Source organism: Streptomyces sp. NPDC127106, from assembly GCF_042677605.1.
Classification (GTDB): Bacteria; Actinomycetota; Actinomycetes; order Streptomycetales; family Streptomycetaceae; genus Streptomyces.
The window spans coordinates 232,443-247,441 of sequence record NZ_JBHXTC010000003.1; the positions used below are offsets into that span (position 1 = coordinate 232,443).

General features: G+C 71.5%; 16 protein-coding genes. 4 read left to right on the plus strand and 12 right to left on the minus strand.

The window, feature by feature from the left end; all coding sequences use genetic code 11:
• Positions 1 to 26: 26 nt before the first annotated feature.
• Entirely contained in the window at positions 27 to 2,078 is a 2,052-nt protein-coding gene (locus ACFVGY_RS05445) for an APC family permease (RefSeq protein ID WP_385671352.1), read from the minus strand.
• A 219-nt stretch (positions 2,079 to 2,297) separates the two neighbouring features.
• Here ACFVGY_RS05445 and ACFVGY_RS05450 point away from each other — a divergent pair, with 219 nt between their 5' ends.
• Both ACFVGY_RS05450 and ACFVGY_RS05455 read left to right on the plus strand, forming a co-directional pair.
• Complete coding sequence (locus ACFVGY_RS05450; protein WP_385671355.1) at positions 2,298 to 2,966, plus strand: potassium channel family protein; 669 nt, start codon at positions 2,298 to 2,300, stop codon at positions 2,964 to 2,966.
• The gene (locus tag ACFVGY_RS05455) at positions 2,963 to 3,628 is read left to right on the plus strand and encodes a potassium channel family protein (protein ID WP_385428557.1); all 666 of its coding nucleotides are present in this window, start codon (positions 2,963 to 2,965) and stop codon (positions 3,626 to 3,628) included. The genes ACFVGY_RS05450 and ACFVGY_RS05455 overlap by 4 nt, the downstream gene beginning before the upstream one ends.
• A 110-nt stretch (positions 3,629 to 3,738) precedes the next feature.
• On the opposite strand, the gene ACFVGY_RS05460 is transcribed toward ACFVGY_RS05455, so the two are convergent.
• The 7 genes from ACFVGY_RS05460 to ACFVGY_RS05490 form a co-directional block, all read right to left on the minus strand.
• A complete protein-coding gene (locus ACFVGY_RS05460; protein WP_385671358.1) occupies positions 3,739 to 4,515 on the minus strand; it encodes a DUF3159 domain-containing protein in 777 nt (258 codons plus the stop codon).
• A gap of 3 nt (positions 4,516 to 4,518) precedes the next feature.
• Positions 4,519 to 4,938, minus strand: coding sequence for an OB-fold nucleic acid binding domain-containing protein (locus tag ACFVGY_RS05465; protein ID WP_385671361.1), 420 nt, complete (start codon positions 4,936 to 4,938; stop codon positions 4,519 to 4,521).
• A gap of 25 nt (positions 4,939 to 4,963) precedes the next feature.
• Positions 4,964 to 5,650, minus strand: coding sequence for a response regulator (locus ACFVGY_RS05470; RefSeq protein WP_385671364.1), 687 nt, complete (start codon positions 5,648 to 5,650; stop codon positions 4,964 to 4,966).
• The gene (locus ACFVGY_RS05475; protein ID WP_385671367.1) at positions 5,647 to 8,301 is read right to left on the minus strand and encodes an ATP-binding protein; all 2,655 of its coding nucleotides are present in this window, start codon (positions 8,299 to 8,301) and stop codon (positions 5,647 to 5,649) included. Before ACFVGY_RS05475 ends, ACFVGY_RS05470 begins: the two co-directional genes overlap by 4 nt.
• Before the next feature lie 155 nt (positions 8,302 to 8,456).
• Positions 8,457 to 9,233, minus strand: a complete 777-nt coding sequence (locus tag ACFVGY_RS05480; RefSeq protein ID WP_385671370.1) for a DUF3710 domain-containing protein — start codon at positions 9,231 to 9,233, stop codon at positions 8,457 to 8,459.
• A gap of 1 nt (position 9,234) precedes the next feature.
• Entirely contained in the window at positions 9,235 to 9,780 is a 546-nt protein-coding gene (dut, locus tag ACFVGY_RS05485; RefSeq protein ID WP_385671373.1) for a dUTP diphosphatase, read from the minus strand.
• The gene (locus ACFVGY_RS05490) at positions 9,780 to 10,364 is read right to left on the minus strand and encodes a PaaI family thioesterase (protein WP_385671376.1); all 585 of its coding nucleotides are present in this window, start codon (positions 10,362 to 10,364) and stop codon (positions 9,780 to 9,782) included. Before ACFVGY_RS05490 ends, dut begins: the two co-directional genes overlap by 1 nt.
• A gap of 58 nt (positions 10,365 to 10,422) precedes the next feature.
• Here ACFVGY_RS05490 and ACFVGY_RS05495 point away from each other — a divergent pair, with 58 nt between their 5' ends.
• A complete protein-coding gene (locus ACFVGY_RS05495; RefSeq protein WP_385671379.1) occupies positions 10,423 to 10,896 on the plus strand; it encodes a DUF3093 domain-containing protein in 474 nt (157 codons plus the stop codon).
• Between the two features lie 57 nt (positions 10,897 to 10,953).
• Here ACFVGY_RS05495 and ACFVGY_RS05500 read toward each other — a convergent pair whose 3' ends face one another.
• From ACFVGY_RS05500 to ACFVGY_RS05515, 4 genes are all read right to left on the minus strand, one after another.
• Positions 10,954 to 11,880, minus strand: coding sequence for a hypothetical protein (locus ACFVGY_RS05500; RefSeq protein WP_385671382.1), 927 nt, complete (start codon positions 11,878 to 11,880; stop codon positions 10,954 to 10,956).
• Between the two features lie 12 nt (positions 11,881 to 11,892).
• Positions 11,893 to 12,189, minus strand: coding sequence for a DUF4193 domain-containing protein (locus ACFVGY_RS05505; RefSeq protein WP_179178219.1), 297 nt, complete (start codon positions 12,187 to 12,189; stop codon positions 11,893 to 11,895).
• A gap of 392 nt (positions 12,190 to 12,581) precedes the next feature.
• Positions 12,582 to 13,826 (minus strand): sensor histidine kinase, encoded by a 1,245-nt coding sequence (locus tag ACFVGY_RS05510; RefSeq protein ID WP_385671385.1) that lies wholly within the window; start codon positions 13,824 to 13,826, stop codon positions 12,582 to 12,584.
• A 5-nt stretch (positions 13,827 to 13,831) separates the two neighbouring features.
• Positions 13,832 to 14,485 carry a response regulator transcription factor gene (locus ACFVGY_RS05515; RefSeq protein WP_179178221.1) on the minus strand — a complete coding sequence of 218 codons (654 nt, stop codon included), beginning with the start codon at positions 14,483 to 14,485 and terminating at the stop codon, positions 13,832 to 13,834.
• A 244-nt stretch (positions 14,486 to 14,729) separates the two neighbouring features.
• Between ACFVGY_RS05515 and ACFVGY_RS05520 the strand changes: the two genes are divergently transcribed.
• Entirely contained in the window at positions 14,730 to 14,897 is a 168-nt protein-coding gene (locus ACFVGY_RS05520; protein WP_385671387.1) for a hypothetical protein, read from the plus strand.
• Positions 14,898 to 14,999 lie beyond the last annotated feature (102 nt).

The window sequence follows — 14,999 nt, forward strand, 5'->3', positions numbered from 1 at the left end:
CGTCCGGCCGTTCGCCACGCCGGCTGCTACTGCTTCGCCGCGGTTTTCGACGCGCGCGGCGTGTCCACCGGTCCGCGGCGCACCGCGCCCGGGGCGTTCCACTCCTGCCGCTTCTTCGCCCGCTTCTTCGCGAGCTCCGAGGACTGCAGCTGGTAGGGGACGGACGTGACCATGACGCCCGGGGTGAACAGCAGGCGGCCCTTGAGCCGGAGCGCGCTCTGGTTGTGCAGCAGGTGCTCGTACCAGCGGCCGACGACGTACTCCGGGATGTACACGCTGACGGCGTCGCGCGGGTTCTCGCTGCGCAGGCCCTTCACGTACTCGACGACCGGGCGGGTGATCTCGCGGTACGGGGAGTCGAGGATCTTGAGCGGGACGTTGATGCCGCGCCGCTCCCACTCGGCCCGCAGGGCCTTGGTCTCGGCCGGGTCGACGCTGATGCTGAGCGCCTCCAGGGTGTCGGAGCGGGTCAGCTTGGCGAAGGCCAGGGCGCGCAGTGTGGGCTTGTGGACCTTGGAGACCAGGACGATCGAGTGGACGCGGGACGGGCGGACGCTGTCGTCGCTCGGCCCCTCGGCGGCGGCGATCTCCTCGGAGACCCGGTCGTAGTGCTTCCGGATCGCGGTCATGGTGCCGTAGAAGATCAGCATGCCGAGCAGGGCGACCCACGCGCCGTGCGTGAACTTGGTGGCGAGGACGACGACCAGGACCAGGCCGGTGAAGATCGCGCCGAAGGTGTTGATCGCGCGGGAGCGGATCATCCGGTTGCGTGCGGACCTGTCGCGCTCGGTCTTCAGGTGCCGGTTCCAGTGCCGGACCATGCCGATCTGGCTCAGCGTGAAGGAGACGAACACGCCGACGATGTAGAGCTGGATCAGCTTGGTGGAGTCGGCGTCGTAGATCCACACGAGCAGCATGGCGGCGCCGGCCAGCAGCACGATGCCGTTGGAGAAGGCGAGCCGGTCGCCGCGGGTGTGCAGCTGGCGCGGCAGGTAGCGGTCCTGGGCGAGGATCGAGCCGAGCAGCGGGAAGCCGTTGTACGCGGTGTTGGCGGCCAGGAACAGCACGAGCGCGGTGGCGGTCGCCAGGATGACGAAGGCGATGCTGCCGCTGCCGAAGACGGCCTCGGCCACCTGGGAGATCACCGGGTTCTGCACGAAGTCCGGGCCGACGGGGACGCCGTTGTCGAGCAGGTTGGTGGCGGGCGCCTCGGCCATCCGCACGTCGGTGGCCATGGCCAGGCCGATGATCCCGCAGAACATGGTGACCGCGAGGAGGCCCATGAGGGCGAGCGTCGAGGCGGCGTTCTTGCTCTTGGGCTTGCGGAAGGCGGGGACGCCGTTGCTGATCGCCTCGACGCCGGTCAGGGCGGCACAGCCGGAGGAGAAGGCCCGCAGGAGCAGGAAGAGCAGCGCGAATCCGGCGAGTCCCTGGTGCTCGGGCTTGATCTCGAGGTTCGCGGTGGGGGCCTGCATGGTCTCGCCGAGGACGAGGCCGCGCCAGGCGCCCCAGATGATCATTGCGAAGACGGCGCCGACGAACACGTACGTCGGGATCGCGAAGAGCTTCCCGGATTCCTTCACACCGCGCAGATTCATCAGTGTGAGCAGAAGAATCATGACGATCGCCGAGAGCACCTTGTGCTCGATGACGAAATCCACGGCGGAGCCGAGATTCTCCACTCCGGAGGAGATCGACACGGCCACGGTCAGTACGTAGTCGACGAGCAGGGCGCTCGCGACGGTGAGGCCGGCCTTGGGGCCGAGATTGGTGTTGGCGACCTCGTAGTCGCCGCCGCCGCTGGGGTAGGCGTGGACGTTCTGGCGGTACGAGGCGACCACGGTGAACATCAGCACGACGACCGCGGCGGCGATCCATGGGCTGAAGTGGTACGCCGACACACCCGCGATGGACAGAACGAGCAGGACCTCGCCGGGGGCATATGCCACCGAGGAGAGCGGGTCGGACGCGAAGACGGGGAGGGCGATCCGCTTGGGGAGGAGTGTTTCCCCGAGGCGGTCGCGGTGCAGCGCCCGGCCGATCAGGATCCGTTTGGGCAGGTCGGTCAGTTTGGACACGGAGAGGATCGTAAGCGTTCGAAATCGGGGTGACGAACCCCCCGCCGGTATTCCGGCGCATTGAACCTCGGATGCGCCGGTGTGCGCCCTGAAGCACCTGCGAGGCGCTGTGACGGCCGACCACCCGTGTGTAGCTTGGGTGGTGGTCTGAGACCCTGTTAAGCCAGAGCATGTATTGAGGCTGCGAACCAGCGAGCGCTGACAGCCGGAAGGACGGCCGTGCACATCGTCATTATGGGATGCGGAAGGGTGGGCTCCGCCCTCGCGCAGACCTTGGAACAGCAGGGGCATACGGTCGCGGTGATCGACCAGGACCCCACCGCATTCCGTCGGCTGGGAGCCGGGTTCGGCGGCCGCCGGGTCACCGGCGTCGGCTTCGACCAGGACACGCTGCGCGAGGCCGGAATCGAGGACGCGGGCGCCTTCGCCGCCGTCAGCAGTGGTGACAATTCCAACATCATCGCCGCCCGCGTGGCCCGGGAGATGTTCGGCGTCGAGAACGTCGCCGCCCGCATCTACGACCCCAAGCGCGCCGAGGTCTACCAGCGCCTGGGCATCCCCACCGTGGCCACCGTGCGGTGGACCGCCGACCAGATGCTGCGCCGGCTCCTGCCGTCCGGTGCCGAGCCGCTGTGGCGCGACCCGAGCGGCGGGGTGCAGCTCGCCGAGGTGCACACCGCCCCGGCCTGGATCGGGCACAAGGTCAGCAGGCTCCAGGAGGAGACGGGCGTCCGCGTGGCGTTCCTCACCCGCCTCGGCGAGGCCATGCTGCCGACGTCGCAGACGGTCCTGCAGGAGGGCGACCTCGTCCACGTGATGATGCGCACGGACGAGATCGACAAGGTCGAGGCGGCCTTCGCCGAGGGCCCCGAGGAGGCACACGCATGAGGGTCGCGATCGCCGGAGCCGGCGCGGTGGGCCGTTCCATCGCGGGCGAGTTGCTGGAGAACGGGCACGAGGTGCTCCTCGTCGACAAGGCCCCGACCGCCATCTCGGTGGAGCGGGTGCCGCAGGCCGAGTGGCTGCTGGCCGACGCCTGCGAGATCACCTCGCTGGACGAGGCGGCGCTGCAGCGCTGCAACGTGGTCATCGCCGCGACCGGCGACGACAAGGTCAACCTGGTCGTCTCCCTGCTGGCCAAGACCGAGTACGGGGTTCCGCGCGTCGTGGCGCGCGTGAACAACCCGAAGAACGAGTGGCTCTTCAACGAGGCCTGGGGCGTCGACGTCGCCGTGTCCACCCCGCGCCTGATGTCGGCCCTGGTGGAGGAGGCCGTCAGCGTCGGCGACCTGGTGCGTCTGCTCCGCTTCAGCCACGGCGACGCCAACCTGGTCGAGCTGACCCTGCCCGCGGAGTCCCCGGTCGCCGGAACGCAGATCAGCGAGATCAGCTGGCCCGAGGACACCTCGCTGGTCACGATCATCCGCGGCAACCGGGTCCTGACCCCGCACGCGGAGGAGACCCTGGAGCCGGGCGACGAGCTGCTGTTCGTGGCCGCCCAGGCCCGCGAGGGCCAGCTGGAGGACCTGCTGCAGGCTCCGCGGCAGTAACGGCGGGTGGCACGACGAAGGGGCGGACGGCCGGTTGCCCGGCTGTCCGCCCCTCCCGTGGTCCTGGCCGCCCCTCCGGGTGGTCCGTGCGGCCCGTCGGCCGCGGGCCGTCAAGCCCCCGGCTCCCGGGAGGCCGCGGCCTTGGCCGCCTTCCGCGCGGCCTCCTCCGCCTCGTATTCCGCCATCACGTCGATCGGCGGCGGCGCCTTCGCCAGGAACACCCACGTGAAGTACACCGCGAGGACCATCGGCGGCAGCTTCAGCGCGATCAGCAGCCAGCCCAGCTGGGTCGCGTCGCCCCACCAGTACAGCGGGAAGAGGATCGCGTACTTGGCCAGGAAGATGATGCCCCAGGCCAGGCTGGCCTTGGTGTACGCCTTCTTACGGCCGGGGTTGCGGGTCCGCCAGGACATGTTCTCCTTGAACACCGGCCCCAGCATCACCCCCAGCAGCGGGAAACCCACCAGCGCGGACACCGTGAAGGCCACGCCCAGCCCGGCGCCGTAGATCATGCCGGGCAGGTAGAAGCCCTTGGCGGTTCCGGTGAAGAGCGCGAAGGCCACGCCCACGCCCACGCCGAAGACCCCGCTGAAGGCGTGCTTGACGGTGTCCTTGCGCAGCAGCCGCACGATCACCAGCAGGACCGCGACCGCGCCCGCCGCGATGGCGGACATCTTCACGTCCTTGTTGATCGTGTAGATCATCACGAAGAGCAGGCCGGGGAGCATCGTCTCCACGGTGCCCCGGATGCCCCCGAAGGCGTCGAAGAGCGCCGCCTGCGTGACCGCGCTCTGATCGTCTGCGGGGTCCGGACCCCGTCCCTGGGATCCCCGTGCTCCCGGAGCGGGCTGCCCGGGGGGCGTCGAGGGTTTGTCGAGTGACGTCACCGGTCAGTGCTCCTGTCCGAGCGGTCGGAGTTCGTACTTCGGATTGAAGAGGACCCGGCGACCGTGGCTCATGGCGATCCGGCCGGAGGCGATCATACGGCGGCCCGGTTCGATTCCCACGATCGAGCGACGCCCCAGCCAGACCACGTCCAGCGCGGCGGAGCCGTCGAACAGCTCCGCCTCCAGCGCGGGGACACCCGCACGGGGCCGGAGGGTGACGGTACGCAGGGTCCCGGTGACCTTGACTATCTCGCGGTCGTGGGAATCGCAGATCCGCGTGCATCCCGCGGCTTCTGCGTCCTCCTGCAGTTCCGCCGAATGCAGCTCTTCCTGGGAGGAGGACAGCCGCTCGATCATCCGGCGGAACCGGCCCGCCGGCCGGACCGGCTTGGCGGACTTCTCGGGACGCGGTTCAGCACTCATACCAGGAAGCGTACCGGCGCCCCCACTACCTCTCGAAGCGGTATCCCATGCCCGGTTCCGTGATGAAGTGCCGCGGATGCGAGGGGTCCGCCTCCAGCTTGCGCCGCAACTGCGCCATGTAGACGCGCAGGTAGTTCGTCTCCGTGCCGTACGAGGGCCCCCACACCTCCTGGAGCAACTGCTTCTGGCCGACCAGCTTGCCGGCGTTGCGGACGAGCACCTCCAGCAGGTGCCACTCGGTGGGCGTGAGCCGTACGTCACGCCCCTCGCGCACCGCCTTCTTCGCCGCCAGGTCCACCGTGAAGCCGTCGGTCTCCACGACGACCTCCTCCCCGCCGGCGCCGGCGGGGGGCTCGGCCCGGCGCACGGCGGCCCGCAGCCGCGCCAGCAGTTCGTCCATGCCGAAGGGCTTGGTGACGTAGTCGTCGGCGCCGGCGTCCAGGGCCTCGACCTTCTCGTCGGAGCTGTGCCGGGCGGACAGGACCAGGATCGGGACCCGGGTCCAGCCGCGCAGCCCCTTGATCACCTCGACGCCGTCCATGTCGGGCAGGCCGAGGTCCAGGACGACCACGTCGGGGTGGCGGGCCGCCGCGAGCTCCAGGGCACCGGCCCCGTCGGCTGCGGCGTCGACCTCGTACTTGCGCGCCTTGAGGTTGATCACGAGGGCTCGGACGATCTGCGGCTCGTCGTCCACCACGAGCACCCGGGTCATGGAGGTCCTGCTTTCTGCCGTACGGGGCGTATCGGGTCGGTCAGGTCGGTCAGGTCGGTCAGGTGGTTCGGGTCGCCGTTCGGTTTGCCGTTCGGGTCGGCCGGACCGCGGTCCGGGACGCCCTCGGGCGCCGGCGCGCGCCCGCGCGGCGCGGCGCGCAGGGTGAGCACCATGGTCAGCCCGCCACCGGGAGTGTCCTCGGCCGTCAGCGTGCCGTCCATGGCCTCGGCGAAGCCGCGGGCGACGGCGAGCCCGAGGCCGACACCGGTCCCGCGGGGGGCGTCGCCGTGGCGCTGGAAGGGGGCGAAGATGCGGTCCTTGGCCTCGTCGGGGACGCCGGGTCCGCGGTCGACGACGCGTACCTCGACCCGGTCGCCGAGGTGGCTGGCGGCGACGAGCACCGGCTCGTGCGCCGGGCTGTACTTGACGGCGTTCTCCACGACGTTGGCCACGGCTCGCTCCAGCAGCCCCGGATCGACGGCGACCATCGGCAGCGTCTCGGGGACGTCCAGGACGACGCTGTCCTCGGGTACGCCGCCCAGGGCCATCGGCACCACCTCGTCGAGGTCGATCTCGCGGATCAGCGGGGTGACGGTGCCGGTCTGCAGCCGGGACATGTCGAGGAGGTTGCCCACCAGGTGGTCGAGCCGGTCGGCACCCTGCTCGATGCCCTCCAGCAGCTCGGCCCGGTCCTCCTGCGACCACTCCACGTCGTCGGAGCGCAGGGAGGACACGGAGGCCTTGATCCCGGCGAGCGGGGTCCGCAGGTCGTGGCTGACGGCGGCCAGCAGGGCGGTCCGGATCCGGTTGCCCTCGGCGAGGCGGCGGGCCTCCTCGGCCTCCCCGAGCAGGCGCTGCCGGTCCACGACGACGGCCGCCTGGGCGGCGAAGGCGCCCAGCACCCGGCGGTCCTCGGCGGGCAGCACCCGCCCCGACAGGGCCAGCGCCATCCGGTCCCCGATCGGCATGTCCACGTCGGCGTCCTCGGGGCGGGCGGCGGGGTGCGGGCCGACGCTGCCCGCCGGCTTCCAGGGCCCGCGGTCCCCGTCCCGCTCCAGCAGGGCCACGGACACCATGGCGAAGGTCTCGCGGACCCGCTCCAGCAGCGCGTCCAGCGTGGTCTCGCCGCGCAGCACGCTCCCCGCGAGGAAGGACAGGATCTCGGACTCGGCGCGCAGCCGGGCCGCCTGGTGGGTGCGGCGGGCAGCGAGGCCGACCACCGAGGCGACGGAGACCGCGACGCCGAAGAAGACCGCGATGGCCACGATGTTCCTGGGGTCGGAGATCGTCAGGCGGTGCACGGGCGGCGCGAAGAAGTAGTTCAGCAGCAGGGAGCCGAAGGCGGCCGAGGCCAGCGCCGGGTACAGCCCGCCCAGCAGCGCGGCGGCCACGGTCAGCGCCAGGAACAGCAGCATCTCGTTGGCCAGGCCCGGGTCGGCGTCGACGTGCGTGAGCAGGATCGCCAGCAGGGCGGGACAGCCGACGCCGACCACCCAGCCGGCGACGACCCGGGGCCGGCCGAGCAGGGCGGCCGAGCGGGCCGGCGGCAGGCCGCGGCGACGCCCCTTGGCGGCCTCCTCGTGGGTGACGATGTGCACGTCGAGGTCGGGCCCGGACTCGCGGGCGACGGTGACGCCGACCCCGGGGCCGAACGCGTACTGCCAGGGCCTGCGGCGGCTGGAGCCGAGCACGATCTGGGTGGCGTTGACCCCGCGGGCGAATTCCAGCAGGCCGGTGGCGATGTCGTCGCCGATCACATGGTGAAACGTTCCGCCAAGGTCTTCGACCAGCGTGCGCTGGACGGCGAGCTCCTTCGGGGAGGCCGCGGTCAGGCCGTCGCTGCGGGCCACGTACACGGCCAGCACCTCACCGCCCGCGCCCTTCTCCGCCAGCCGCGCCGCCCGCCGGATGAGCGTGCGCCCCTCCGGGCCGCCGGTCAGCCCGACGACGATGCGCTCCCGGGCCTGCCAGGTGGCGCTGATGCCGTGCTCGCCCCGGTACTCCTGGAGGTACTCGTCCACCCGGTCCGCGACCCACAGCAGCGCCAGCTCGCGCAGCGCCGTCAGGTTGCCCGGCCGGAAGTAGTTCGACAGCGCCGCGTCGACCTCGTCCGACGCGTAGATGTTGCCGTGCGCCATGCGCCGTCTGAGTGCCTGCGGCGACATGTCGACCAGCTCGATCTGGTCCGCCCGCCGCACCACTTCGTCCGGCACGGTCTCCCGCTGCCGCACCCCCGTGATCGCTTCCACCACATCGCCGAGCGATTCCAGGTGCTGGATGTTCACGGTCGAGACCACGTCGACGCCCGCCTGCAGCAACTCCTCGACGTCCTGCCAGCGCTTGGCGTTCCGCGAGCCCGGCACGTTCGTGTGCGCGAGCTCGTCCACCAGCACCACCGCCGGCCGCCGCGCCAGCACCGCGTCCACGTCCATCTCGGGGAACACCGCGCCCCGGTGGGCGACCGCCCGGCGCGGCACGGTCTCCAGGCCGTGGAGCAGCACCTCCGTGCGCGACCGCCCGTGGTGCTCGACGAACCCCACCACGCAGTCCGTGCCGCGCTCCACGCGGCGGTGCGCCTCGCAGAGCATGGCGTACGTCTTGCCCACCCCGGGGGCGGCGCCGAGGTAGATCCGAAGCTTGCCGCGTGCCATGCGCCCATTCTCAAGGACGTTTGTGCTGTTCACGCACTTTCGGCCGGTCACCGACCCATCTCTGACGGATCCCTGACGCGCCCGCCCCCGGGTACGACTGCGGGCCGCACCCCGAGGGGGTGCGGCCCTGTCGCGCACGCCGCGGCGGCGGCAGGTCAGCGGACCTCGGTGATCTCCGGGCCGCGCTCCAGCTGGCCCATGCCGCCGGAGAAGCGGGAGCCCTCCTGGTCCTCGGTCTGCACGCCGTCCGGCACCATCTGGGCGTCGTTCGGCAGCTTGAGCACGATCGGGTCGCGCGGGGCCATCGGGCCGTCACCGCGGACGATGACGGTGTCCCGGAAGATGGCCTCCAGCACGCCCGCCGACTCGGGGCGCACCGCGCCCTGGCCGGAGATGACGCCGCGCAGGAACCAGCGCGGCCCGTCGACGCCGACGAAGCGGACCAGCTGCGCGCCGGTCTGGCCGTCGGGCATCGGCACGGGCACCTGGGCGCGCAGCTCCCAGCCGAGCGGGCCCTCGACCTCGTCGATGAGGCCGCCCTGCTGGATGATGCCGGCCGCGATCTCCTCGCGGACCTCGCCCCAGATGCCTTCCTTCTTGGGTGCGGCGAAGGCCTGCAGCTGCACGGCGCTGTCGCCCAGCACGACCGTCGCGGCGACGATCGCGTCACCGGCGACCTCGACGCGCAGCTCCATGCCCTCGACACCCGGTACGAGGATGCCGCCGAGGTCGACCCGGCCCTCTGCCGGGGAACCGGGCACCTCGGTGACGTCCCACGGGCCGTCGGGTCGCGGGGCCGGCGGCAGGTTCACCCTGCGGGGGGCGGCGTCGATCTCCTCGCCGTCCTGGCCATCGGCAGCCACGCCGTCCACGACCTGCTCGGCCGCGCCGCCGTCCTTGGCGGAGTCGTTCTTCTTGCGACGTCCGAACACGTCACTGTCCTTCCCGGTCGGATACGACCGAAGCGTAGCCATTCCCACCCTGCTGACCAGCGCCGTTTCCGGCCACGGCCGCATGGCCTCCGGTGGAGCCGAACCCCCCGTCGGCCCGCGCCGAGCCGGGAAGCTCCGCCACCTCGTGGAAGCGCACCTTCTCGACCCGCTGGACAACCAGCTGGGCAATGCGGTCGAAGCGCTCGAACCGGACGCTCTCGCGCGGATCGAGATTGACCACGATCACCTTGATCTCCCCACGGTACCCGGCATCCACCGTCCCCGGGGCATTCACGAGCGCGAGCCCGCAGCGGGCGGCCAGTCCCGAGCGCGGGTGCACGAAGGCCGCGTACCCGTCGGGCAGGGCGATCGAGACCCCGGTGGGCAGCACCGTGCGCTCGCCGGGCGCGAGCTCGGCGGCCTCGGTGGTCACCAGGTCGCAGCCGGCGTCGCCGGGGTGGCCGTACGCGGGGAGGGGCACCTCGGGGTCGACGCGCTTGATCAGCACGTCGATCTCGTGACGGGAGTCGTGATTGTTCTGAGCCATCAGGGGTTCACCTCGAAGGCGCGTGCGCGCCTGACCTGGTCCGGGTCGGCCATGACCGCCCGGATCTCCTCGGGCCGACCGTTGTCGATGAAGTGGTCGACCTTCACCTCTATGAAGAGCGCGTCCGCGCGCACGGCGACGGGGCCGTCGGGCCCGCCCATCCGGCCGACCGCGGTGGAGTAGATCTTGCGGCCGGCGACGGCGGTCACCTCGGCCTGCAGGTGCAGCACCGTGCCGACGGGCACCGGCTGCACGAAGTCGGTCTCCAGCCGGCCGGTCACCGCGATGACGCGCAGCAGCCAGTTCAGGGAGCCCAGCGTCTCGTCCAGCGCGGTGGCCAGGACACCGCCGTGCGCGAGGCCGGGAGCGCCCTGGTGGGCGGGCCTGACGGTGAACTCGGCGGTGACGCTCACGCCGTCGCCCGCCCGCGCCTCCAGGTGGAGCCCGTGCGGCTGACCCCCGCCGCAGCCGAAGCAGTGCTCGTAGTGCGAACCGAGCAGTTCGCCGGGCGCCGGGGCCTCGGGGTGCCGGACCGGTGCGGCGGCATCGCCCGGGGGCGTCAACGCTGTGTTTCGTCCACTCACAGGCGCAGACCTTACCCGCGCCACTACCCGCCGGTCGCGTCGTGGCAGGCTTGGCGTCATGCAGCTCTCCCCCGCGCACCACGACGAACGCCTGACCGCCCCCCGCTCGTGGTGGGGCATCGCCGTCCTCACCGGGCTCGCCGGTGCCCTGATGCTGCTGCCGCTGGGCACGCTGCCGCTGCTGGCCGGGCTCGTCGGCGGCGCGGCGCTGGCGGGCCTGTTCGTCAGCTCGTACGGTTCCGCGCGCGTGCGCGTGGTGAACGGGTCGCTGGCCGCAGGGGACGCGCGGATCCCGGCGTCGGCCCTGGGCGAGCCCGAGGTGCTGGACGCGGAGGAGGCGCGCGCCTGGCGGACGTACAAGGCAGACACCCGTGCGTTCATGCTGATGCGCAGCTACGTGCCGACGGCGGTGCGGATCCCGGTGACGGACCCGGCCGACCCGACGCCGTACGTGTACCTCTCCACCCGGCAGCCCGAGGCGCTGGCCGCGGCGGTCCGGGCGGCCAGGGCCGCCTCCCCGGCCGCCGGCTGACCGGGCGGCCGGGCGCACCGCCGGCCCGCGGGGCCGGCGCCGGGCGGGGCCCGGGGATCAGTCCTGGGGCTCGGTGCGCGGTCCTTCGAGGGCGGGCCCGGGATCGCCGGGGGTCTCGGGGAGGCGCTGGACGGGCAGCTGCAGGGGCGGGAGCGGCGGCAGGGCGTTCCACGGCACGGCCCGGCTCCGCAGGTCCGCACGGACCTTTTCAGCGAGTCTGCGGGTGTCGCGGCGGTTCATGACCGCGCCGACGGCCGCGCCCACCATGAACGGCATCAGGTTCGGCAGGCTGCGGATCATCCGCTTCATGATCTGTTGGCGCAGTTCGCGCTTCATCTGGCCGCCGAGGACGGAGTTCAGCGTCGACGGCCGCCTCAGGTCGACGCCGCGCTCCTCGGTCCAGGCGGTCAGGTACGCGAGGCTGCGCTCCTTGGCGTTGCCGGGGGGCCGCAGGCCGTAGACCTCGTGGAGCTCGGCGACGAGCTTGAGCTCTATGGCGGCGACGCCGGTGATCTCCGTGGCCAGCTCCACCGGCATCGCGGGCGGCACGGGCAGCATGGCCGCCGCACCGATGCCCGCGCCCACCGTGGAGGTGCCGTTCGCGGCGCCGGCGATCAGCTTGTCGGCCAGCTGATCGGGACCGAGACCCGGGAAGTGGGCCCGCAGGGTCGCGAGGTCGCGGACCGGGATGCGCGGGGCGATCTCGATGATGCGGTCCGCGATGTACAGGGCGGCGGCCCTGGCGCCTTCGCCGCCCTTGCGCACACCGCTCTTGACGGCCTGCAGCCGACGGCCTCCGGCCCGCTGCCGGCCCCCTTGGCCGGACTCCGCGGCCGCCGGGGCCACCGCGGCGGTGTCGGAGTGCACGGCGGGCACGCCGGGAGCTCCTGGGCCCGTTTCCGGGCCGGTGGCTCCCGCCGGTGTCTCCGCCGGATCAGCGGACTTCCGGAGGCGAAGCCTGCGGAAGGGTGTCGAGCCGGTCACGGCCGACGCCTCTCAGTCGCAGTCGCGGCAGATCGGCTGACCGTTCTTCTCGCGCGCCAGCTGGCTGCGGTGGTGCACCAGGAAGCAGCTCATGCAGGTGAACTCGTCGGCCTGCTTGGGCAGCACGCGGACGGCCAGCTCCTCGTTGGAGAGGTCCGCCCCGGGGAGCTCCATGCCCTCCACGGCGTCGAAGTCGTCGATGTCGACGCTCGAGGCGGACTTGTCGTTCCGCCGGGCCTTGAGCTCTTCGATGCTGTCGTTGTCGACGTCTTCGTCGGTCTTGCGTGGGGTGTCGTAGTCCGTTGCCATGTTTCGCTCTCCCCCTCTGGGATTTAGCGGTGTCTCAGCGCACGTAACGCGCGAGAGGCCGGACTTGTGCCCGACCTGAGGCGGAGATTTTGCCTCACATCAAGGTCTGTTACTCAATCGACACCCAGCCGCGCGCCTGAAGGGGCGACCGGCTGGGATGACGACCGGGACCGTACACGGTCCGCAGACCGCCTTGCACAAAGGCCACCCGGTGTATTTTCCGCCGGGCGGGTGCCCGGAAACCCGGACCTGCCGGACTTTACGGGCCTTCCGCGCCTTCTTTGGGCCACTGAACGCACATGACCCCACACTCGACCATGTGACCGATCACACAGAATTCAACTTGTTCACAGGCCAGTCATTCAGCTGTAGGCGAACAAGGATTCGGGGACTCAGAGGGGCAACGTGACACGCATCACGAGGCCCCCGCCCTCCCTCGGCGTCGCCGCGATCCGCCCGCCGTGAGCGCGCGCCACGGAGCGCGCGATGGACAGACCCAGCCCGACACCCTTGTCGCTGCCCGTGCGCTCCGTACGCAGCCGCCTGAAGGGCTCGAAGAGGTTGTCCACCTCGTAGGCGGGAACCACAGGACCGGTGTTCGACACCACGAGGACCGCCTGGCCGTGCTGGACCTCGGTGGTGACCTCCACCCAGCCGCCCTCCGGCACGTTGTACCGGACGGCGTTCTGCACCAGGTTGAGCGCGATCCGCTCCAGGAGCACGCCGTTGCCCTGCACGACGGCCGCCCCGCGCTCGCCCCGGATCTCCACGCCCTTCGCCCCGGCCTCCGCCCGGGCCTGGTCGATGGCCCGGGAGGCGACCTCGGCGAGGTCCACGGGTTTGCGCTCGACGATCTGGTTCTCGCTGCGGGCGAGCAGCAACAGGCCCTCCACCAGCTGCTCGCTCCGCTCGTTGGTCGCGAGCAGGGTCTTGCCCAGCTGCTGCAGCTCCACGGGCGCACCCGGATCGGACAGGTGCACCTCCAGCAGCGTCCGGTTGATCGCCAGTGGGGTGCGCAGCTCGTGCGAGGCGTTGGCGACGAACCGCTGCTGGGCGCTGAAGGCCCGCTCCAGGCGGTCGAGCATCTCGTCGAAGGTGTCGGCGAGCTCCTTGAGCTCGTCGTCCGGCCCGTCCAGCTCGATGCGCCGGGTCAGGTCGGAGCCCACGACGCGGCGGGCGGTGCGGGTGATCTTGCCCAGCGGGGAGAGCACCCGGCCGGCCATCGCGTAGCCGAAGGCGAAGGCGATGATGCTCAGGCCCAGCAGGGCCATCAGCGACCGGCTGAGCAGGTCGTCCAGCGCGTGCCGGCGCTGTTCGAGCATGCACGACTGGATGGCGACGTAGAACTGGTCGAACGGCTGCTCGCCGCCCACCCCGGGGCAGGTCGGGCTGGAGACGACGATCTTCTGCCCGCTGACGATCTTGAACGGCAGGGCGTTGCCTTCCCGCAGCGCCTGCGCGGCCAGCAGGTAGATGATCGACAGCAGCAGGATCCCGGCAATCAGGAACATGCCGCCGTAGAGCAGCGTGAGGCGTATGCGGATGGTGGGGCGGAGCCAAGGGAAGGGACCCTCGGGCTGGCCGGGGTCCCAGGTCGGTTTGGGGGGCGCGGACGGCGGCGCCGGAGTCGGTGCCACCCTCGTCAGATCCGGTATCCGGAACCGGGCACGGTCACGATGACCGGCGGCTCCCCGAGCTTGCGGCGCAGGGTCATGACCGTGACCCGGACCACGTTCGTGAACGGGTCGGTGTTCTCGTCCCATGCCTTCTCCAGCAGCTGCTCGGCGGAGACGACGGTCCCCTCGCTCCGCATGAGAACCTCCAGCACCGCGAACTCCTTGGGCGCCAGCTGCACCTCACGGCCCTCGCGGAACACCTCCCGCCGGTTCGGGTCGAGCCTGATCCCGGCCCGCTCCAGCACCGGCGGCAGGGCGACGGTCGTACGGCGCCCGAGGGCGCGCACGCGGGCGGTCAGCTCGGTGAACGCGAAGGGCTTGGGCAGGTAGTCGTCGGCGCCCAGCTCCAGGCCCTCCACCCGGTCGCTCACGTCCCCCGACGCGGTCAGCATCAGCACCCGCGTGGGCACGCCCAGCTCGACGATCTTCCGGCAGACGTCGTCGCCGTGCACGAGCGGGAGGTCCCGGTCCAGCACGACGACGTCGTAGTCGTTGACCTCGACGCGCTCCAAGGCCGCGGCGCCGTCGTACACGACGTCCACGGCCATGGCCTCGCGGCGCAGTCCGGTGGCCACCGCATCGGCGAGCAGCTGCTCGTCCTCGACGACGAGTACGCGCACGTCGTTTCCTTCCTCCGAGCCCTGAGGGCACACGTGTATTGCGCCGTCCATCCTGCCCGTTTCAGCCGTAAACCGGCTGTAAGGCGCCACACGGGGCCCGATCCTCGGCGGAAGTGTGGATTCCTTGGGCTCGCGAGGTTTCTGGGCCCAGGGTGCCGGGGAGGACGTCAGCACACCCCGACCACTCCCTGACGGCGGACTGCCGCGTGCCGCCGCCGACCCATGAAGAGGGGGCGAACCCACCATGGACGCATTCACCACAGGTCTCCTGCAGCGCATCAGGACCACGCAGTCCGACCTCCAGCACGCCCGTGATGCGGGCGACGACCACCTCGTGGAAGTGGAACTGGCCGAACTGGAGGATCTCCAGCGCCTCGCCGCAGAACACGGTGTGCCCGTCTCCGCCTGCTGATCCTCCCACCCACCCCCGGCGTCGCCCCCCCCGCCCGGCCCGCGCGCCCGCCCGGCGCGCAGAGAAATCGGTGGGGGGTGGCGGGGCGCGCGCGCCCGCGCG

Coding starts and splice junctions, on each gene's coding strand:
- ACFVGY_RS05520 (WP_385671387.1), top strand. CDS start 14,730: ATGGACGCATTCACCACAGGTCTCCTGCAGCGCATCAGGACCACGCAG.
- ACFVGY_RS05470 (WP_385671364.1), bottom strand. CDS start 5,650: ATGACCCGGGTGCTCGTGGTGGACGACGAGCCGCAGATCGTCCGAGCC.
- ACFVGY_RS05505 (WP_179178219.1), bottom strand. CDS start 12,189: ATGGCAACGGACTACGACACCCCACGCAAGACCGACGAAGACGTCGAC.
- dut (WP_385671373.1), bottom strand. CDS start 9,780: ATGGCTCAGAACAATCACGACTCCCGTCACGAGATCGACGTGCTGATC.
- ACFVGY_RS05465 (WP_385671361.1), bottom strand. CDS start 4,938: ATGAGTGCTGAACCGCGTCCCGAGAAGTCCGCCAAGCCGGTCCGGCCG.
- ACFVGY_RS05455 (WP_385428557.1), top strand. CDS start 2,963: ATGAGGGTCGCGATCGCCGGAGCCGGCGCGGTGGGCCGTTCCATCGCG.
- ACFVGY_RS05495 (WP_385671379.1), top strand. CDS start 10,423: ATGCAGCTCTCCCCCGCGCACCACGACGAACGCCTGACCGCCCCCCGC.
- ACFVGY_RS05475 (WP_385671367.1), bottom strand. CDS start 8,301: ATGGCACGCGGCAAGCTTCGGATCTACCTCGGCGCCGCCCCCGGGGTG.